This is a genomic window from Marinobacter sp. BSs20148, assembly GCF_000283275.1.
Taxonomy (GTDB): Bacteria; Pseudomonadota; Gammaproteobacteria; order Pseudomonadales; family Oleiphilaceae; genus Marinobacter; species Marinobacter psychrophilus.
Window position 1 is genome coordinate 2,194,128 of record NC_018268.1, and the last position, 19,685, is coordinate 2,213,812.

The following is a 19,685-nucleotide window of genomic DNA, read 5'->3' on the forward strand; positions in this document are numbered from 1 at the left end:
CGCGCGTTATGGCAAAGATCAAAACTCGCGATCGCATTCTCGATACCAGCCTGGCGTTGTTCAACGCCCTGGGCGAGCCGAATGTAACCACGCTGCTGATATCCGATGAACTGGACATCAGCCCGGGCAACCTCTACTACCACTTCAACAACAAAAGCAACATTGTCAGTGAACTGTTTGAAAGCTTCGAGCTTCAGATGCACGACCTGCTGACCGTGCCTGCTGACGTCAGCATAAGCCTGGACCAGCAAAATTTCTTTTTGCACCTATTGTTCGAAGCGGTAGCCCGCTACCGTTTTCTGTATCAGGATCTTGTCAATGTGCTGTCGCGCCATCCTCGGCTACAGCCAAAATTTCGCAAAATATTGAAGCTGAAAAACACCGCGTTCCGCACCATCTGCACCAGCTTCAGCGCCCAGGGGTTTATGACCATCGGCACCGAAGAGTTAGCGACTTTATGTGACCAGTTAACGCTAACCACTTGCTACTGGAGCAGTTTTGATACGCTTTCACATCTCGATGATCGTAATGCGGTGGACCCTGGTCGCGGCGTATACCAGACCATGTGCCTGATGTTGCCTTACCTGGCAGCAGAGGAAAAAGAGCAGGCATTGCTGATCAGCAGAAGTTATCTATAAAACAGTGGGCTCTGGTGAAAGTGTCACTCTTCCTCATTATAGCCAGGCGTTAATTTCTTAACGCGATCGAGTTCTGTTTCCAGGCGCTCTACCCGCTTTTGTAAGCTCATGATATCTTCCTGCCGATATATTCCCAGGCGACGCAGAGCGCCGGATACCCGCTGATCGAACAGATGCTCTAATTTATCCCAGGTGCCAGTGGCGCGCTCGCGTACGCCCTCTACCCGATCTTCCACCGACTTCAGTTGCTTCTCAACCACACCGCGGGTGCGGTTTTCCATCTGCTCGCCTTCCTGGACCAGGCGTTCGAAAAAACGACCGGTATCTTCTTCGGCCTTGTTGAAGGCGCCAAGCCCTGCCAACCAGATCTGTCGTGCCGAATCCTTTATTTTGCCCGGCAGTTGGGCATCGGAATCCTTTATTTTGTCCGGCAGTTGGGCATCCGCATCCGTATTTTTGTCGTGCTCATCAGTCATGGCAAAACCTCCAGGCAGGCGCCGAAGCGCGAGTTACAGCAATGGGCCAATTGTATTACAGGCGGCGCCCGATTGCAGTCTAGTGTCCCGTCTGGCTAATCCGTAAGCCGACTGCTTGGCGCTGCGGCTTTCTTTTGCATGTTCGCCACGGTATGCGATTATGGCCATCTGTTTTCAAAATCGATTCCGGGAGATGAAGCCGTGGACCTCAGAAAAATTGATGATCGTATTTCAGTAACACCGCAGATCCAGATAGCCGACCTACCCGCCATCGCCAGCCTGGGCTTCAAAACGCTGGTCGCCAATCGCCCGGATAACGAAGAACCTGGCCAGCCACTTATGGCGGGTATCGAAGAAGCCGCACGTGAACATGGTCTGCAGTGGGTATATATGCCGGTGGCCTCTGGCAACATCAGCGATGATGACGTGGAACGCTTCGGCGCAATGATCCGCACAGCCGACGCTCCCGTACTGGCTTTCTGTCGTTCCGGAACTCGCTGCACTGTTCTGTGGGCGCTCAGCTCGGCTGGTGAGACCCCGGCAAAGGAAATATTCGAAAAGGCCCAAAGCGCTGGTTACGACATCAGCGGAATTGCGCCGCGGTTGGCTCAGCGGGCTCAGAAAAATAGCTAATAAGCCAACATCCCCCACTCGAACAGGCAATCAGTCAGGATTCATTCATGCAATTCAAAGGTTCCGAAAACTTCCGCCACAGCCAGCCGGAACGCTTGGGCGTGCTGGTTACAAATTTGGGAACACCCGATGCCCCAACCGCCTCGGCGCTGCGGCGTTATCTGGGGGAATTTCTGTGGGACCCTCGCGTAGTAGAAGTGCCCCGCCCTTTATGGTGGCTGATTTTGCACGGCGTCATCCTGCGCATTCGCCCGTCACGCAGTGCCAAAGCCTACGCCGGCGTGTGGCAGCCAGAAGGCTCGCCGTTAATGATTCACACAGCCAACCAGGCGGGCGCCATTCGCGAAGAGCTCAAAGCCCGTTATGGCGACAATGTGGTGGTGGAGTTTGCCATGCGCTATGGCAACCCATCCGTGACCAGCGCACTGGACGAAATGCAACGGCAAGGCGTGCGTAAGATGCTGGTACTGCCGCTGTACCCGCAATACTCCGCGTCTACCTCGGCTTCCACTTTTGACGCCATTGCCCAGGATTTTGCCAAGCGCCGCTGGCTGCCAGATTTTCGATTTATCTCTCACTACCACGATTTTCCGCCGTACATCGAGGCCATGGCTGAGCTTATCGAAGCCCATTGGGTTGAGCACGGGCGCAAACAGAAGCTGATGCTGTCTTATCACGGCGTGCCGAAAAAATACTTGACCAAGGGCGACCCTTACCACTGCGAATGCCACAAGACATCGCGCTTGCTGGCTGAGCGTCTGGGCTTGGCAAAAGACGAATACATGACCACCTTCCAGTCCAGATTTGGCCGTGAAGAATGGTTGAAGCCCTATACCGACGAAACTCTGAAGTCACTTCCCGACCAGGGTGTCAAATCGGTGGATGTATTCTGCCCTGGGTTTTCTTCAGATTGTCTGGAAACGGTAGAAGAAATCGACGAAGAAAACCGCGAGTATTTTATGGAATCCGGCGGTGAGGCGTTTAATTACATTGCGGCATTGAACGCAACGCAGGGACACATTGATGCGCTGGTCGCTCTGATCGAGCAGAATATTGAAGGCTGGCAAATACCGTTGAACAATCCGCAACATCTGGCTGAGCGCCAGGCCCTGGCCGATGCACAGCAGGCAACGGTGTATCCCCACGAAACGGCAAAACTGTAGAAGCTTGCGCGCGCAGAGCTCCCCTTGTACCCGGGGACAGATTTCAAATCTGTCCCCTATTTAATTTGCCCGCTTATTAATCTGTCCCCGTCATTTTACCTGTGTCAGAATCTTGAGCATATGCTAAGAGGCCAACACCATGGTATCCGTCAAATCGCTACACGGCTCAGCCCAACTGCTTCTGGATGTGGCTGGTGGCGTTACCCGCATAGCCGAACGGACACATCGCACCATTGTCCGGGAGATTAACCCGTTAAACCGGCTGCGTGACATTGCAGGAGTGCCCTCTAAGGAACGGGAGGGCCACACATATCGGTTTATTCAGTCGACCATGTCTTCATTGCAACAAGGCTTGCATCGATCCCTTGACGGGTACTCGGCGGATGACGAACTCCTACACTCGGCACAAAGCGAGAAAGTCGCAGCGGCGTTGAACGGTGTCTGTGGTGATCACCTCGAAGCCAGTAACAATCCCCTCGCGATTACCATGCACTTCAGAAATAGCCAGGGCGCAAAATTAAGACCTGACTCAAGCAGCATGGGCGCCACGTTTCCCAACGCTGGCCCGCGTATCGTGGTACTGGTTCACGGCTTATGCCTGTCACACGAATACTGGAAAGGCCACAACGAAGCAGACTTGGGTATCGAGCTGCAGCGAGCCCATGGCTTTACACCGCTGTACCTCAACTACAACACGGGCCGGCATATTTCCTGTAACGGCAGGGAGTTAAGCGAACAACTTCAGATATTGATCGATGCTTGGCCGGTCGAAGTTGAAGAGCTGCTTCTGATTGGCCACAGCATGGGCGGGCTGGTTATCCGCAGCGCCTGCTGGTATGGCAGCGAGCCTAAATTACCCTGGACCCAATTGGTCAAAAAAGCGCTTTACCTCGGCTCACCCCATCACGGCGCCGCATTGGCCAAAGCCGGGCATTTACTCACCTTCGTCATGCAAAAGTTTCGCTACGCCAGCCCCTTTGCGCTTGCGCAACACACCAGCGCCGGTATCAAAGACCTGCGATATGGAAATTTGCTTGACGATGACTGGGAAGGTATCGATCAGGATGAGTTTCACCTCGACATCCGCAAACCGGTCCCGCTGCTAGCAGGCACCAGGCACTACTTCCTGGCCGCCACCATTGGCGATCACCCGACAGACTTTTCCAGCACAATGGTGGGAGATCTTCTGGTGCGGCTGGATAGCGCAAAAGGGCATCATTCTGATGGTTTGAAAAAATTGCGAATACGCCCGGAGGACTGCCGGGTATTCGAAAAACTGAATCATCTGGCGCTGCTCGACAACAAAGTCGTGCATGACCAGATAGTGGAGTGGCTGGTTTAATTAAACAACGGCAGGCTGGCCTCATCCTTCTTTGTTACACGCCACCTAATCTGCGCATAATCTTATTGGCAGTCAATTTTAGCTGACCTAACAGGATCTCTTGGTCACCCGGAGAGCTCATCACCGGATCTGGCCCACTGATGTTAATAGCCGCAATCACCTGGCCAGTAAAGTTGCGCAGGGGCAAGGCCAGCGCCGTGGAGTAATCCGAATAGTGCATATTCCAGCCCTGGCCGTGCTCTTTTTCGCACAATGTGAGCAGCTCTGGCATGGTTTTCGGTGCAGGTTTGGGGTAACCATCCAAACGCTGGCCCTGAAACAAACTTTGTAAGTCCGCCGGCGACATGCCCATCAGCAAAGCCCGCCCCATCGCTGTAGTGTGCAACGGAAACCGTGTACCTACCGGCACATTTACAGATACCCGCTGCAAGGCAAGCGCACGAAATACGTAAAGCACTTCTACGCCATCGCGAATACCGATGTGGCTGGACAAACTGGTATTGTCACGCAATTCTGTAATTAGCGGTGCTGCGACCTCAACAATTTCTCGGCTGCCCAAATAACTGAAACCGCGGGAAACAACCTGTGAGCCCAGGGTGTAGGTGTTGGTTCCGATTTTGTTCAAATACCCCATCGCCGTCAGTGTTTGCACAATTCGGTACAACGAACTACTGGACACTTCCAGACGTTGAGCCATTTCAACCTGGCTCAGAGTGCGGCATTGACTGTCGAACATTTCAAGTATTTTCAGCCCTTTTTGCAAAGCCGGCACCGTATAATCCTTGGCACTCACTTTTCACACTCCTTTAGCTTTGATCGCAGTTGGCTGCGGGTAATGCCCGATACGATAGTTGCGCCCCAAAATTAGCACAACCAAAGTACCGGAAATAGCCAGGAACCACGGATTGTGGGCGACCAGTGAAAGACCAGCCAGGCTTAATACTGTTTTTTCCAAGCGAGACAGGGGCGCACTGAAAAAGCCAATGTAAGCCGCCGACAGCGCGACAATACACATAATGCCGCTGACCATCGCTAGGATGAACTCCGTCCAAGTGAAATCAAGGAACAACAAGCTGGGGGCGTAAATGAACATAAATGGCACGAGCGCCTTACCCATCGACAAGCGGAACGCCGTAACGCCGGTGGCCATCGGGTCTGAGCCGGATATACCGGCACCCGCATAGGCTGCCAGCGCCACAGGTGGCGTCACGTCCGCTAGCACCCCGTAATAGAAGATGAAGAAATGTGAAGCCAGCAGTGCGATGCCAAAGTCGTCCAGTGCAGGCGCAACAATAGCCGCTAGAATGATGTATGTTGGCGTGGTGGGAATGCCAGCACCCATCAGAATACAAGCCAACGCCACCAGAATCAGCGCAATGAACAACGTCAAGCTGTCAGTGGTGATCAAGTCAAACGGGATGAACGCGCTCAATGTAGTGCCAAAGTCGACAGCCAGACCAACAATCGCGCCGGAGAACTTAAAGCCCAGCCCCGTTAATGTCGTCACACCCAGCAAAAAGCCTACACAGGCACAGGCTGCGGTAATGGCGATAGACTGCTTAGAGCCTTCTTCCAACGCGGCAACCAAGCGCTTCGGTGTCAGCACACTTTCGTGATCCAGCCTGGTAAAACCCAGCGGGCGCAGAATCAGCGGAATGTAAGAACAGGTTACGGTCAATATAATGCCCCAGAACGCCGCCAGAAAAGGCGTGAACTGCATTAGCAACAGCGTCACCATAACCACCAGTGGAATAACCTGATGCCAATGCCTGGCCAGCACATTTCCCAGCTGCGGAATCTGATCCGCCGGCATACCCTTCAAGTTCAAACGGCGTGCTTCAAAGTGCACCATGCACAAAGTTGCCAGGTAGTGAAAAGCCGCAGGGATAATAGCGACCAGAATCAATTCGTTATACGGCACGCCTAGCATTTCGGACATCACAAACGCTGAGGCGCCCATAATGGGCGGCGTTACCTGCCCACCGCAAGACGATGCGGCTTCGGTGGCGGCAGCGAAACGTCCGCTAAAACCGTACTTTTTCATCATTGGAATAGTGAACGCCCCGGTAGTGACTGTGTTTGCCACCGGAGAGCCGGAAATCATGCCAAAAAAGCCTGAAGACACCACCGATACTTTTGCGGGGCCACCGGCGTAGCGGCCTGCAACCACCGTAGCCAGTTCGATAAAAAGCTGCCCCAAACCAGACGCTTGCGCCAAAACACCGAACAGGACGAAGTGGAATACGTAAGTGGCCACAACACCAATAGCAATGCCGTAAATACCCTCGGTGCCCAGATAAAGGTGCTCGACCAGGCGAATAATGTCGTAGCCGCGGTGCGCCATCATGCCCGGCATCTGGGTACCGAACATGGCATACAGTAGAGCCAGCACACCGATAATCGAAAGGGACTCCCCCATGGTGCGGCGCGCGCCTTCAATCACTAGCATGATGGCGATACCGCCCATCAGGTAGTCGAACGATTTCGGGAAGCCAATATTAACAATGAAGATGTCTTTAAAGAAAATAACCAGGTAGGCCGAGAAACCTGCGCCAGCCAGCATCAGTGGCCAATCAATCCAGCTAGGCTTGTTACGCCCCCCCAAGGCTGCAATCGGCAGCGCTGAAATTGACATCAACAGCGCAAAGCCGTAAATGCCCCAGCCCCACCAGGCCGGGATCATCCCGTCGAGGGCTGAAACCAGCTGGTAGGCGATTAATAGGTAAAAAGCACCGTAAACCAAGCTCAGAACCGCATTCACCCGCAAATGCTTCGGCGGCCGACGCGGAAACACGATAAACAAAAGGCCCATAATAAAGGCCATATGCACCGTGCGGTGGGAAATCTCATTCAGCAGGCCAAAACCTGCGGTGTAAATATGAAACACGCTCAAAACGACACAGGTAATGGTTACCAGCCATTTCAGCACGCCTTTTAGATCGCGAAAGTTGGATTCGTTATCAAACTTCTTGATTAGGCCATCAAGTTCAGCCTGGTGCATTTCAGGCGTGGCTGAATCGGAGCGATCGGCACCGATTGCGTTGGATTGGGTCATGCGCGTTTACTCAGCGTTATTTTGGACAGCTGGAAACCGGCTTCAGCAACAAACCGTTGTCTGGCCAGCGATTCAGGTTGGTCGTCTCGGACCTTGTATGTAGTCGATTTTCGAAGCGCACATCGGTACGAACAATGAGTTGTTCAATCAGGCGGGACATTGTCAGCACAAATTGCCCGTTCTCAATCCTGAAATCCGTGGCATCTGGCTCATTCACTAACGAAGGCAGCCCTTGACCGTGTGCGAAAAACGTTTCAGAGGTTTGCACAATCTGAAAACCCATAGGCGACTGTACAACCGTGTAATAGTCGGTAACCGGTGTTAGCGATACCGAGTGAATGAAAGACAACTCGAATGTTGATTGCTCCAGTACAACGCAATCAAGTGGTTTGCCTTCACGGTACACAGAAATACTGAGACCGATCGTGTTCGCGGCTACAGCCGATGCTGCGGCAGCATCGGCTGTAGCCGCCAGAATGCAGAGCATTCCGGCGGCCAGCGGCAAACATTGTTTTGACTTAATCGATAATGCCTTTTTCACGATAGTAACGCTCGGCGCCAGGGTGTAACGGAATGGATACCGATTCCAGAGCTCTTTCCAAGGTGATTTCTTTACCTTTTACGTGAACCTTGCCCAGCGTCTCGGTGTTCTCATAAAGCGCCTTGGTCACGGCGTACGCAATTTCGTCTGACAGACCAGAGTGAGTAGCCCAGATTGCGCGAACCGCAATGGTCTCAACGTCTTTGTCGATACCTTTATAAGTGCCAGCCGGCAAGATGGTTGATGCGTAATAGGGCTGCGTTTTCTGTAGCTCTTTAATCGGTGCACCAGACAGCGGAATTACATTCACAGTGTGACTGTTTGTAAGTTCTACAAGAGACGACGTCGGCGAACCGGCGGTAATCAGCGACGCATCCAGATTGCCGTCCTTGATTTTTTCAGCCGACTGGGAAAACGATGAATAATCCTCGGTTACGCTGTCACGTGACATGCCATGGGCAGCCAAAAGGTCGCCCAGCAGTTGCCACTGGCCTGACCCGGGTGAACCAGAGCTGATGGTTTTGCCTTCCAAATCGTTAAAACTGGTAATGCCCTCTTGGGCGATCAGTTGAACGGTTTCCGGGTAAAGCGCACCGAGCGCACGCAAGTTTTTCATGGCCTTGCCTTCAAACTGGTTGCGGCCTTTATAAGCGGCGTCCAGGATATCAGCGGCCACAAAGGCAGACTCGATGCTTTCGCGGCCCAGCAGGCTGGCGTTAGCCACGGAAGCGTTTCCAGTTTCCGCCGTTGCAGACAGCTTCTTGCCTTCAATATCGGCGTTATTCGAAATCACTTGGGCCAACATGCCGCCTAATGGATAATAAGTCCCGCCTGTACCGCCCGTGGCGATGCCGAAAAAGACTCTTTCCTGCGCTTGCACTGCGCCAGCTACAAGGCCCGCACTCAGCGCTGCCGTTAGCAGTACCGTTTTAAGTTTCATTATTTTCATTTTTTATTTCCTCTTATTTTGATTGCACTTCTTTGAGTCACCCTCAGGCGAGGGTTCTGGAACACAGCAACGTATTGGCTAACAACGCCGCTGTTCTGGCTGTCATACCGGACACATCGTAAATAGGGTTTAATTCACACATCTCGACCAATGGCATGCCATGGCGCAGGAAAGGCACGATGCTCAAAATTTCGTCGATGATTCCTTCAACCACGATCAGCGGCACACCGCGAGCCGCGGGCGCACTCACTCCAGGGGCCTGATAATGTGGAAGTACGTCTAGGTCTATGGTCAGATAAATCAGGTCCAAACTCTCACAAAAAGTTCTTAACCGCTGTTTTATGTCAGACATTCGATCTGGCTGCATTTGCCAGTCTTCCATATAGCTGACGCCTAAATCGTCAGCACGCTGAAACAATGCGGGCGTATTGCTGGTACGTGACACTCCGAGGCAACAATAATGGAAGTCATCAGCGCCTAACCGCTCGGCCATTTGATAAAATGGTGTGCCAGATGACGGGCCCTGTTCGCCTACCTTTCGCAGGTCAAAATGAGCATCCAGATTGATGATGCCAATGCGGGTAGACGCTGGATCAAAAGCCTGTATCAAACCGTTGAACGTGCCCCAGGCCGTTTCATGGCCGCCACCGACAACAAGCAACCGGGCTACCTTAGGCAATGCCCGGGAAACAGCCGCTGCCAACGCTGTCTGCCCCGCCTCTAGTCGGCCGTCGTCAACGGTGACAGTACCAAAATCCACAACCTGACTGTTACCACCATGCCACGCCAAGTTTTTCAGCTGGTCGCGCAGCACGAACGGCCCTTGTGCGGCACCAATGCGACCTTTGTTACGAGCTATGCCGGCGTCAGACGCAAAACCGATTAGACCAGACTGAGCCTGTTTGTCAGCCCCTGCTTGAGTTACCACTCGCTGATGCCAACGTATCGACTCGTCGCCGTCTTCAGGGTCAAACCGACCGTGCCAGTCACTGGCTTCAATGAAAGAGGTCATGGAGTGTCTCTTTGTGAATATAGAACACATATAAGCACATGTTTATTGATATTTGAACCTTAAAACAAACAACTTATTTATATATTAATACTTTATTTCTATATGTATTTTTATACAATAAATTTGAGTATATATTTAATCTCTTAAGGGCAGTTTTTTCATTAACGCGGTAACATGATGTTTTGTAGACGCTCGTCGACTCTGCAGCCCCTGACACTCTGCACGGAGAGAATAGCTACCGCCATGAACCAAAACTCATACCCGCACTATCAACGTAACTGCGGCTGGACGCATCCTCGTAATCTGGAGCGCACACGACCACTGCTTGAAGACGATGGCAACTGCAACGCGATTATTATTGGTGGCGGCTATACCGGCATCGGCATAGCCGCCCAACTACAAACGCTGCGGCCAAACGACGACATCAGGATTCTGGAAGCCGAAACCATCGGATCCGGTTCGCCAGGGCGTAACTCCGGCTTTTTATTGGAACACGCTTTTGGCGCGACAAGTCCAGGCATGGCGTCTGAGCTTTATCAACATTATCGCCGCACCCATCAAACTCTGTTGCAAAATGGCTTGGGCGACAAAAAGGCCCAACCTGCACGCGTTTTCAAAGGTGCCGCCACAAAAGGAGGGCTGAAAGCCCTGCGTACGCTCGAACAATTCCTGAACGCAAGCCAACAGCCGTTTGCACCTCTGTCGGCGGGCGACATGACTGAACTGACGGGGAGCCCCTATTACAAAGCAGGCATTGAACTACCTGGCAACAGCTTGCTGAACCCGTTTGACCTGATCACTAACCTAGCGCGAAACTTACCCGCATCGGTAACCCTCTACGAACAAAGCCCGGCGATTCGGCTTTTTCGCGAACAGGGCATGTGGCGAGCGCAGACACCCAAAGGGGCCTTGCGCGCGCCGAAGGTGTTCTTGGCGAACAACGCCTTTGCCTCTGCTCTAGGCTACGGACACGCATACAGCGTGAAGATTTTTACCTATGCCGGCATAACGCCCCAGCTGCCAGATGCCATTTTTTCCCGTTATTCACAGCACGGCCAGTGGGGCCTTCTGCCCGCCCATCGACTGGGCTCTACCTTACGCTCAACTGATGACAACCGTATATTAATCAGGGGTTTATATGGGTACGAAAGCGAGGGTGATGATTCGGTAAAAGACATGCTGGCGACTAGCCTGTTTTCACGTTTCCCCGAACTTCAAGCTTACGGCCTGGAGGACTGGTGGGGCGGCACAACGTCTCTCACTGCCAACGGTGCGCCGCTTTGGGGAGAATTAAAGGATGGACTTTACGTTTCTATCGGCTGTAACGGCATCGGCATAATTAAAGGCACCCTGCTCGGCCAACAGTTAGCAAATTACGCCTGCGGCGAGCCCCACATTGATGTAGCAAAACTGATGGACAAGCCGGGATGGATGCCGCCAGAACCGTTCCGCCGTATCGGTTTCAAAGCTGTTAGCGCTTATGAGCGGCGTGCGGCTGGCGCAGAACGCTAAAATCACAGTCTGCCTTAGGTTTGGTCGGCAGCAAGGATGCTCCTACTCTTGGTAGATCATCTTGCGCACCATACCGCCATCCACCACGATGTTTTGCCCAGTGACGAACTTGGCTTGGGGGGAAATCAGATAATGCACCATCGCCGCAATGTCGTCGGGTTTGCCGACCCTCCCAGCGGGATGCTGGGCGTGGTCCAGTGCGCTTAGGGGCGCGGGTTCCTCGCTTGCCTCCGGCTCGCGGGTATCGATCCACCCCGGGCTGATGCAGTTGACTCTTACCTCCGGCCCCAGGCTGATCGCAAGGGCGTGGGTCAGGGCTACCAGTCCGCCCTTGGTGGCGGCGTAGGCTTCGGTATTGGCTTCAGACTGCATCGCCCGCGTCGAGGCAATGTTGACGATGGCCCCCAGGGTAAGCCGCAGGTGCGGTATTGAGTGTTTCGCCATTAGAAAGGGACCGGTCAGGTTTACATCCAGTCGCTTCTGCCATTCCGCCAACGACAGATTTTCCACCGCGCCGGTCACCGGATCAGCCAAGCCGGCGTTGTTCACCAGCGCATCCAGCCTACTTCCCCAGTTTATAAGCTGACGCAACGCCAACTTAACGTCGCCCTCATCTGCCACATTGCAGCGCACGTAAAGCAAGTTGGCGGGGTCCCCAAACGCTGTGGCAATCTCATTCGCGGCAGTGTCATCCAGGTCGAAAAAAGCAACTCGCCAATTCTGCTTCAGCAGGAACGCCACTATGCCCCGGCCAATGCCATGAGCTCCCCCGGTCACCAGGGCCACTTTTCGATCATCAGACATAGACCAGACTCCTTGGTAAACACAAACGAAGTAAACTGGCAGGGGCTCATAGATCTGTCCAGTTCACGTTCAGTTTATTACTGCATCTGTTTAAAACAGCCAGAGAATTCAGAAAACCAGGGAAGAAATTCAAACGTATTAATATAAGCAGTTGCGATTGCGGGGCGAAAGGATTTTATTGCTGGGGAATATTAACTTGAGAAGAAAATGGCGGTGGGTCAGGGATTCGAACCCCGGGAAGGCTATTAACCTTCGGCGGTTTTCAAGACCGCTGCATTAAACCACTCTGCCAACCCACCACTTTCTTCCTTTGCTGCCTAGCGACAGCCGAGGGAATCATACCGGAATTCTTATCTCTGTCAACGCTCTGCGCTAAATTCGGAACTAGAAACTGAAAAGTCAGCTCTAAAATTACGTTAGAGTCGCGACAGAATTAAACAATGGTTGAACAAGAGTTACGTCAACTTAATGAAATTTTTCAAACTTGCGATTGTCACAGTAGTTACCGAGAAACCGGACAAAATTAGCCGTTAAATGATTGAAAGTTGTGAAATCGACATTATTATAGACTACAGTGAATGACCTTTTGAAATAGCATCTGACCCTTGTTAATAATACGCAGTTGGTTTAGAAAGCACCCAGTCGCTTTAAACGGAGATAGCAATGCAAAACAGACAGTACAACGTTCCACAGAGTGCTAGCGACAAGATTGCCCGCGGGTCCGCGACTGCACCTATCAGTGCTGAAGCGACCAAGGTTCTGCGCAACACGTACACCCTGCTTGCAATGACGCTGGCATTCAGCGCAGTTATGGCGGCTGTTGCAATGTCGGTCGGCATGGGCCGGGGCACAAGCCTGATGTGTAGCCTGGGTGCCATTGCCCTGGTTTGGTTTGTATTGCCACGTACCGCCAACAGCTCTGCCGGTATTGCCGTAGTGTTCGCATTCACGGGCCTGCTGGGTCTTTCACTAGGCCCGATTCTGCTTCACTACCTTCAGTTCTCCAACGGCGGGCAGATTATAACCCAGGCTCTTGGCGGAACCGCTGTGGTGTTCTTTGCGCTCTCCGGCTACGTTCTGACCACCAAAAAAGACTTCAGCTTCATGCGCGGCATGCTGGTTGCAGGCTTGGTTGTGGTGCTGATTGCGGCTGTAGGTGGCATAGTAGCCAGTATGTTTGGTGTTGAGATAACGGCCTTCAGCCTTGCTCTTAGCGCTGCTATCGTGCTGCTGATGTCAGGTTTCATTTTATACGACACAAGCCGTATTGTTAACGGTGGCGAAACCAACTACATCATGGCAACCACCGGGTTATACCTGAACATTTACAATCTGTTTTTAGCCTTGCTGCACCTGCTGGGTGCGTTCGGTGGCAACGACTGATTTAATCGGACGTTAACGTAACCCGAAGCCCCGGCACTTGCCGGGGCTTTTGTTATCAGACAAGATCCCAAATCATGGCTGACATTTCTCTGCAAACCTACACACTGGTCATAACCGGGGCTCCCTACTCATCCCAAGCCCCTCAAACCGCGCTGGACTTTGCCCGTGCGGCTGTTACCGCAGGCCACCAGATTGACCGTGTTTTCCTATACGGCGATGGCATTCACATGGCCTCGGCGCTGATATGCCCGCCCTCTGACGAGCCCCACTGGCCTCGGCTATGGTCTGAGTTCTTGGCGGAGCACCAGATCCCGGCCGTAGCCTGTGTCGCCTCGGCCCTACGCCGTGGCCTCATCGACAGCGGCGAGCAAACACGTTACGAGTTATCCGCACACAACATAAGGACGCCATTTGAAATCGCCGGACTGGGCGAATGGGTGGAAGCCGGTACTTGCAGTAAAGTTATCTATTTCCACAGCGGGGCTTGATCATGACTGAGTTAATTGTGATTGACCACGCGCCTTATGGCAGCTGGAGCGGGCGCGAAGGCCTTGATATGGCGTTTTCACTTGCAGCTTTTGACCAAAGCTGTGCCCTGCTGTTCAGCGGTGCCGGTGTAAACTGGCTTCGCGCCGGACAGCAACCCAACAGCCTTGGCCAAAAGTCCGTGGCGCAAAATCTGGGTGCAGCGGCCATTTTTGGCGTTGAAGCTTTGTATGCCGATGCCCGGGCTTGCCAACGCTATGGCCTGGCGAATGACGCTATAATTGCTGGCGTAACCCTGATAGCACCTGACCAGACGTTTATGATGGGCTTCGAAAAAGTGACGTTCGCCGGCTGATCAACGGCGACCAACACCCGCCCCGTTCGCGAATTGACAAACCGCCTGTTAGGGCGAAAACCATTGGACCACCTTATGAGCCAGTCTGTTGCAGACTTACCCGCACACATTCATACCCTGCACATACTGAACAAAACGGCGGAGCATCCCAGGGCTGCACAGTGCATGGCAACGCTGGCCACCGCAGACACGTTGCTGCTGATTGAAAACGCGGTGTTAAGCGCACTTGAAGTGGCTACTGCGGCGCCCTGCCCGGTGTTCATGCTGGCTGCCGACGCCCGCGCCCGCGGCCTGATTGCCAAATCCGGGGCGGGTGCCGAAGCGACGGGAGCTACACCACAGATAGACTACGAGCACATGGTGCAATTGAGCGCTCTGGCCACACGCATCATCAGCTGGTGAAATCATGATCAACACGCCAACACGTAACAATGAAGGTTTTCTGGACGATGCCGACAGCTGGACGTCGCAGATCGCTGAACAAATAGCCGCCGATAACGGCCTAGAACTGTCGCCGGCCCATTGGGAAATTGTGCAGTTTTTACGGGATTTTTATCAGCAGCACGCTATGTCACCGCCATCAAACCGGCTGTTTGTAAAAGCGGTAAAAGAAGCTCTGGGTGAAGACAAAGGCAATAGTATCTACCTTATGCAGCTGTTCCCCGGCACTCCGGCCAAAAGCGCCTGTCGCGTTGCCGGTTTGCCAAGGCCCACCAATTGTTTGTAACGGGTCAGACAAACCGAGGACAGGTTTTGAAGCGGAGGATAAAAGCTAGGGACAGATTTGAAATCTGTCCCTTATATTGAGCGGGACGTTACTGATAATACGCGTTTTCAGTCACGGTGTGATCCGTCACATCGCGCACGGCAGTCACTTCCGGCACCCGTTCTTTCAACGTAGTTTCAACACCTTGCTTCAGCGTAAGGCTAACCGCAGAGCAGCCCTGACAGCCGCCACCAAAACGCAGTACCACAATGGAGTCGTCGACAATTTCAACCAGCGACACTTCACCGCCGTGGGACGCCAGGCCGGGATTGATTTCCGACGCAAGAATGTAATTCACCCGATCTGGCAGGGGCGCGTTTTCATCGACATTGGCTACCTTGGCGTTCGGCGCCTTGATTGTCAGCTGTCCGCCCATTTGGTCCTTGGAATAATCCACGTAGGCTTCTTCCAAAAATGGAACAGAAGCATGGTCCAGATACAAAGTGAACTTTTCCAGATCGAACTGCTCATCTGTCGGCACAATTTCATTAGGCGGGCAGTAAGCAAGACAAGTTTCGGCATTTTTGGTGCCGGGCTGGGTGACAAAAATGCGCACACCCATACCTTTAACGTCCTGTTTTGAAATCAGTTCCGCAAGATAATCCCGCGCGGGGTCAGTCACAGTTACCACGGACATATTTTTAACTCGCTTAAGAATTTCATCCTATTTTACGGCAGATGAAGGCAACATGAAAGACCAACCAAATTGGTTGGTCTTTATGCGGTATAATTACTTTCCGCTATTGCTCCAGAGCGGATTGTCCAGCGTATGAACTACGCCAGAGGCGCTAAGTTTGCTATGATTTGCCGCCGAAAATGAACAGCCACGCCCGCGCCTGTTTTAAAACAATCGACGAAAGAGAACCCCATGACCGACCGCACCACCCGCCTGAAACAACTGCACCAAGCCCTTAAAGAACGCATTGTAATTCTAGACGGCGGCATGGGCACCATGATCCAGCAACTGAAGTTGGACGAAGCAGCATTCCGGGGTGAACGATTTGCCAATTACGCAAGCGATCTGCAAGGCAACAACGACCTGCTGAACCTGACCCAGCCCGCGCTTATGCGCAATATTCACGCAGATTACATGGATGCGGGCGCAGACATTATTGAAACCAACACATTTAACTCTTCACGTTTGTCGCAAGCGGATTATGGCCTGGAAGACATCGCCAAAGAGCTGAACGTGGCTGCCGCGCGAATGGCGCGCGAAATCGCCGATGAATTTACTGCCAAAAACCCCGCGAAACCGCGCTTCGTGGCCGGCGCCGTGGGCCCCACGTCGCGCACCGCCTCGCTTTCACCGGATGTGAACAACCCGGGCTATCGCAACGTAAATTTCCAGGCTCTGGTGGATAACTACTACGAAGCAGTGGAAGGCCTGGTTGAAGGCGGCTGCGACCTGATTCTAATCGAAACCATTTTCGACACGCTGAACGCCAAAGCTGCCATTTACGCCACCCAGCAATATTTTGAAGACAGCGGTATCGAGCTGCCCATCATGATTTCCGGCACCATTACCGATGCCTCTGGCCGCACGCTTTCTGGCCAGACCACCGAGGCTTTCTGGAATTCCATTGCCCATGCCAAACCCATCTCGGTCGGTCTGAACTGTGCCCTGGGCGCTGACGCCCTGCGGCCATATATAGAAGAGCTGTCCGCTAAAGCGGATACCTATATCAGCGCCCACCCCAACGCCGGTCTGCCCAACGAATTCGGGGAGTACGACCAGACCCCGGAGGAAATGGCCGACATCATCGAAGGTTTTGCCCGCGATGGTTTTCTTAACATTATTGGTGGTTGCTGCGGTTCGCGCCCGGACCACATTGAAGCCATTGCCAACGCCGTCGCCAAATACCCGCCGCGGAAAATCGCGCAGCCAAAGCCGGCACTGCGCCTGTCGGGCCTGGAACCTTTTACCGGCGATAAACACACCCTGTTCATCAATGTGGGTGAGCGGACCAACGTTACCGGTTCAAAGCGGTTTTTACGCCTGATCAAAGAAGAACGCTACGAAGAAGCTCTAAGCGTAGCCCGGGACCAGGTTGAGAATGGCGCGCAAATTATTGATATCAACATGGACGAAGGCCTGTTGGATTCGGAAGAGGTGATGGTCACCTTTCTGAACCTGGTGGCTTCAGAGCCAGACATCTGCCGCGTACCCATCATGATTGACTCCTCCAAGTGGGACGTCATCGAAGCCGGTTTACGCTGCATTCAGGGCAAGGCCGTGGTGAACTCCATCAGCCTGAAAGAAGGCGAGGAAGAATTCTTCAAGCGAGCCCGGGACTGTATGCGCTACGGCGCCGCCGTGGTGGTTATGGCGTTTGACGAAAAAGGCCAAGCCGACACCTTTAAGCGTAAAACTGAAATCTGCAAGCGCTCTTACGACGCATTGATGAGCATTGGCTTTAAACCGGGCGACATCATTTTTGACCCGAACATTTTTGCCATTGCCACCGGCATTGAAGAACACAACAACTATGCGGTGGACTTCATCAACGCCTGCCGCTGGATTCGCGCCAACCTTCCCCACGCCTCGATTTCCGGCGGTGTCAGTAACGTTTCGTTCTCGTTCCGCGGCAACGACGTGGTGCGCGAGACTATTCACTCGGTGTTTTTATACCACGCCATCAAAGCCGGCCTGAATATGGGCATCGTCAACCCCGGCCAACTGGTGATTTACGACGACATTGAGGCGGAACTGAAAGAAGCTGTAGAAGATGTGGTGCTGAATCGCCGCGAAGATTCTACCGACCGCCTGCTGGAACTTGCCGAGCGTTTCAAAGGCCAGGGCGTAAAGACCCCGGAAGAAGATCTGGCCTGGCGTGATCTGCCGGTCAAAAAACGCCTGGAACACGCCCTGGTAAAAGGCATCACCAGCCACATCATTGAAGACACCGAAGCTTGCCGGCAAGAGGTAGATCGCCCCATTCATGTCATTGAAGGTCCTTTGATGGACGGCATGAATGTGGTTGGCGATCTGTTTGGCGACGGCAAGATGTTCCTGCCTCAGGTGGTCAAAAGCGCCCGTGTCATGAAGCAGGCGGTAGCCCACCTGATTCCGTTTATTGAAGCGGAAAAATCCGGAGGCCAACAGGCCAAGGGCAAAATCCTGATGGCCACGGTGAAGGGCGATGTGCACGACATCGGCAAAAACATTGTGGGCGTGGTGTTGCAGTGCAACAACTACGAAGTGATCGACATGGGCGTTATGGTGCCCTGCGACAAAATTCTGGCCGCGGCGAAAGAGCACAACGTGGACATTATTGGCCTTAGCGGACTGATCACGCCGTCACTGGACGAAATGGTACACGTAGCCCGTGAGATGCAGCGTCTGGATTTTCACCTGCCACTGATGATCGGCGGTGCTACGACCTCCAAAGCCCACACCGCAGTGAAAATTGAGCCGCACTACAAAAACGACATCGCCCTTTACGTGTCAGACGCCTCGCGCTGCGTTAACGTGGCTTCAAAACTGCTGAGTAAAACCGCTAAACCTGACCTGGTAAAAGCTGCACGGGAGGAGTACGACGAAATCCGCGAACGCCGCAAAAACCGCAGCGAGCGCACCAAGCTGGTGTCGTTGAAAGAAGCTCGCGACCGTGCACCGGTGATCGACTTTGACAACTACGTGCCCCCCAAGCCGGCCTTTCTGGGCGCTCGCTTGTTCGAAGAATACGATCTGAACGAACTGGTGCCTTACATTGACTGGACACCGTTCTTTATTTCCTGGGATATCGCAGGCAAATATCCGCAGATTTTTGACGATCCCAAGCGCGGTGAAGTCGCCAAAACTCTGTTCGACGAAGCTCAGGTTATTCTTCGCAAAATGATTGATGAAAAGCGCGTAACCGCATGTGGTATAGCTGGTTTCTGGCCGGCGAACCGGCGTGGCGATGACGTTGTTGTGTACACTGATGAAAGCCGCACTGAAGAGCTCGCAGTGCTGCATCACCTGCGTCAGCAAGATGAAAAGGCACCCGGAAAGCCGATGATGGCGCTGTCAGACTTCGTGGCGTCCAAAGGTTATGAACACCCTGACTACGTAGGTGGCTTTGCGGTCACCACCGGCATCGGCGCTGAAGAAATGTCTAATGAGTACAGAGACGCCAACGACGACTACAACGCCATTATGGTAAAAGCTCTGGCAGATCGCCTGGCAGAAGCCTTCGCTGAGCGCCTGCACGAGCGCGTGCGCACGGAGTTCTGGGGCTACGCCAGTGACGAGAACATGGACACCGCCGCGCTGATCAAAGAGCGCTATCAAGGTATTCGTCCAGCACCCGGCTATCCCGCCTGCCCTGACCACATTGAAAAGGCCACACTGTTTACCCTGCTGGATGCAACCGCCAAAACCGGCATCACCCTGACCGAGCACTTTGCCATGTTCCCGGCCGCTGCGGTCTCTGGCTGGTACTTTTCGCATCCGCAGTCCAAATACTTTGCCGTCGGTCGCATTGGCGTAGATCAAGTTGAAGACTATGCTGATCGTACCGGCCAAACCAAAGCCGAAGCCGAACGCTGGTTACAACCCAGCTTGGCGTACGATCCAGCGGAATAACGC

19 protein-coding genes and 1 tRNA gene are annotated in these 19,685 nt (G+C 53.3%); 11 read left to right on the forward strand and 9 right to left on the reverse strand.

The features are described from left to right. The first annotated feature begins 8 nt into the window (after window positions 1–8). Window positions 9–638, forward strand: a complete 630-nt coding sequence (locus MRBBS_RS09965; RefSeq protein ID WP_014871374.1) for a TetR/AcrR family transcriptional regulator — start codon at window positions 9–11, stop codon at window positions 636–638. Between the two features lie 23 nt (window positions 639–661). On the opposite strand, the gene MRBBS_RS09970 is transcribed toward MRBBS_RS09965, so the two are convergent. Beyond that, window positions 662–1,114 carry a phasin family protein gene (locus tag MRBBS_RS09970; RefSeq protein ID WP_014871375.1) on the reverse strand — a complete coding sequence of 151 codons (453 nt, stop codon included), beginning with the start codon at window positions 1,112–1,114 and terminating at the stop codon, window positions 662–664. Window positions 1,115–1,315: 201 nt separating this feature from the next. Here MRBBS_RS09970 and MRBBS_RS09975 point away from each other — a divergent pair, with 201 nt between their 5' ends. The 3 genes from MRBBS_RS09975 to MRBBS_RS09985 all read left to right on the forward strand — a co-directional run bounded on the left by MRBBS_RS09975 (window position 1,316) and on the right by MRBBS_RS09985 (window position 4,252). Continuing rightward, on the forward strand, window positions 1,316–1,747 hold the full coding sequence (locus MRBBS_RS09975) for a TIGR01244 family sulfur transferase (RefSeq protein ID WP_041635575.1): 432 nt from the start codon (window positions 1,316–1,318) through the stop codon (window positions 1,745–1,747). A 47-nt stretch (window positions 1,748–1,794) separates the two neighbouring features. Then, entirely contained in the window at window positions 1,795–2,910 is a 1,116-nt protein-coding gene (hemH, locus tag MRBBS_RS09980; protein WP_014871377.1) for a ferrochelatase, read from the forward strand. A gap of 139 nt (window positions 2,911–3,049) precedes the next feature. Further along, a complete protein-coding gene (locus tag MRBBS_RS09985; protein ID WP_014871378.1) occupies window positions 3,050–4,252 on the forward strand; it encodes an esterase/lipase family protein in 1,203 nt (400 codons plus the stop codon). A gap of 34 nt (window positions 4,253–4,286) precedes the next feature. Here the strand turns inward: MRBBS_RS09985 and MRBBS_RS09990 are convergent, their stop codons facing one another. The 5 genes from MRBBS_RS09990 to hutG are packed head-to-tail and all read right to left on the reverse strand — an operon-like array spanning window position 4,287 to window position 9,809. After that, a complete protein-coding gene (locus MRBBS_RS09990; protein WP_014871379.1) occupies window positions 4,287–5,045 on the reverse strand; it encodes an IclR family transcriptional regulator in 759 nt (252 codons plus the stop codon). A gap of 3 nt (window positions 5,046–5,048) precedes the next feature. Continuing rightward, a complete protein-coding gene (locus tag MRBBS_RS09995) occupies window positions 5,049–7,307 on the reverse strand; it encodes a TRAP transporter permease (protein ID WP_014871380.1) in 2,259 nt (752 codons plus the stop codon). Between the two features lie 16 nt (window positions 7,308–7,323). Then, window positions 7,324–7,794, reverse strand: a complete 471-nt coding sequence (locus MRBBS_RS10000) for a DUF1850 domain-containing protein (RefSeq protein ID WP_014871381.1) — start codon at window positions 7,792–7,794, stop codon at window positions 7,324–7,326. Between the two features lie 31 nt (window positions 7,795–7,825). Beyond that, the gene (locus MRBBS_RS10005; protein ID WP_014871382.1) at window positions 7,826–8,797 is read right to left on the reverse strand and encodes a TAXI family TRAP transporter solute-binding subunit; all 972 of its coding nucleotides are present in this window, start codon (window positions 8,795–8,797) and stop codon (window positions 7,826–7,828) included. Window positions 8,798–8,840: 43 nt separating this feature from the next. Continuing rightward, window positions 8,841–9,809 carry a formimidoylglutamase gene (gene hutG, locus MRBBS_RS10010; RefSeq protein WP_014871383.1) on the reverse strand — a complete coding sequence of 323 codons (969 nt, stop codon included), beginning with the start codon at window positions 9,807–9,809 and terminating at the stop codon, window positions 8,841–8,843. A 243-nt stretch (window positions 9,810–10,052) separates the two neighbouring features. On the opposite strand from hutG, the gene MRBBS_RS10015 reads away from it, so the two are divergent. Next, window positions 10,053–11,321 (forward strand): NAD(P)/FAD-dependent oxidoreductase, encoded by a 1,269-nt coding sequence (locus MRBBS_RS10015; protein ID WP_014871384.1) that lies wholly within the window; start codon window positions 10,053–10,055, stop codon window positions 11,319–11,321. A 42-nt stretch (window positions 11,322–11,363) separates the two neighbouring features. Here MRBBS_RS10015 and MRBBS_RS10020 read toward each other — a convergent pair whose 3' ends face one another. Further along, window positions 11,364–12,125: an SDR family oxidoreductase gene (locus MRBBS_RS10020; RefSeq protein ID WP_014871385.1), complete on the reverse strand. Its 762-nt coding sequence runs from the start codon at window positions 12,123–12,125 to the stop codon at window positions 11,364–11,366. Between the two features lie 208 nt (window positions 12,126–12,333). Further along, window positions 12,334–12,424 (reverse strand) — tRNA-Ser (locus tag MRBBS_RS10025). Between the two features lie 364 nt (window positions 12,425–12,788). Between MRBBS_RS10025 and MRBBS_RS10030 the strand changes: the two genes are divergently transcribed. The 5 genes from MRBBS_RS10030 to MRBBS_RS10050 all read left to right on the forward strand — a co-directional run bounded on the left by MRBBS_RS10030 (window position 12,789) and on the right by MRBBS_RS10050 (window position 15,076). Further along, on the forward strand, window positions 12,789–13,508 hold the full coding sequence (locus MRBBS_RS10030) for a Bax inhibitor-1/YccA family protein (protein ID WP_014871386.1): 720 nt from the start codon (window positions 12,789–12,791) through the stop codon (window positions 13,506–13,508). Between the two features lie 74 nt (window positions 13,509–13,582). Next, window positions 13,583–13,996: a sulfurtransferase complex subunit TusD gene (tusD, locus tag MRBBS_RS10035; RefSeq protein ID WP_014871387.1), complete on the forward strand. Its 414-nt coding sequence runs from the start codon at window positions 13,583–13,585 to the stop codon at window positions 13,994–13,996. 2 nt (window positions 13,997–13,998) lie between these two features. After that, window positions 13,999–14,349, forward strand: coding sequence for a DsrE family protein (locus MRBBS_RS10040; RefSeq protein ID WP_014871388.1), 351 nt, complete (start codon window positions 13,999–14,001; stop codon window positions 14,347–14,349). A 75-nt stretch (window positions 14,350–14,424) separates the two neighbouring features. After that, the gene (locus MRBBS_RS10045) at window positions 14,425–14,751 is read left to right on the forward strand and encodes a DsrH/TusB family sulfur relay protein (protein ID WP_227497504.1); all 327 of its coding nucleotides are present in this window, start codon (window positions 14,425–14,427) and stop codon (window positions 14,749–14,751) included. A 4-nt stretch (window positions 14,752–14,755) separates the two neighbouring features. Continuing rightward, entirely contained in the window at window positions 14,756–15,076 is a 321-nt protein-coding gene (locus tag MRBBS_RS10050) for a TusE/DsrC/DsvC family sulfur relay protein (protein WP_014871390.1), read from the forward strand. An 88-nt stretch (window positions 15,077–15,164) separates the two neighbouring features. Here the strand turns inward: MRBBS_RS10050 and nfuA are convergent, their stop codons facing one another. Next, window positions 15,165–15,752: a Fe-S biogenesis protein NfuA gene (nfuA, locus tag MRBBS_RS10055; protein ID WP_014871391.1), complete on the reverse strand. Its 588-nt coding sequence runs from the start codon at window positions 15,750–15,752 to the stop codon at window positions 15,165–15,167. Between the two features lie 231 nt (window positions 15,753–15,983). Between nfuA and metH the strand changes: the two genes are divergently transcribed. Next, window positions 15,984–19,682: a methionine synthase gene (gene metH, locus MRBBS_RS10060; RefSeq protein WP_014871392.1), complete on the forward strand. Its 3,699-nt coding sequence runs from the start codon at window positions 15,984–15,986 to the stop codon at window positions 19,680–19,682. Window positions 19,683–19,685 lie beyond the last annotated feature (3 nt).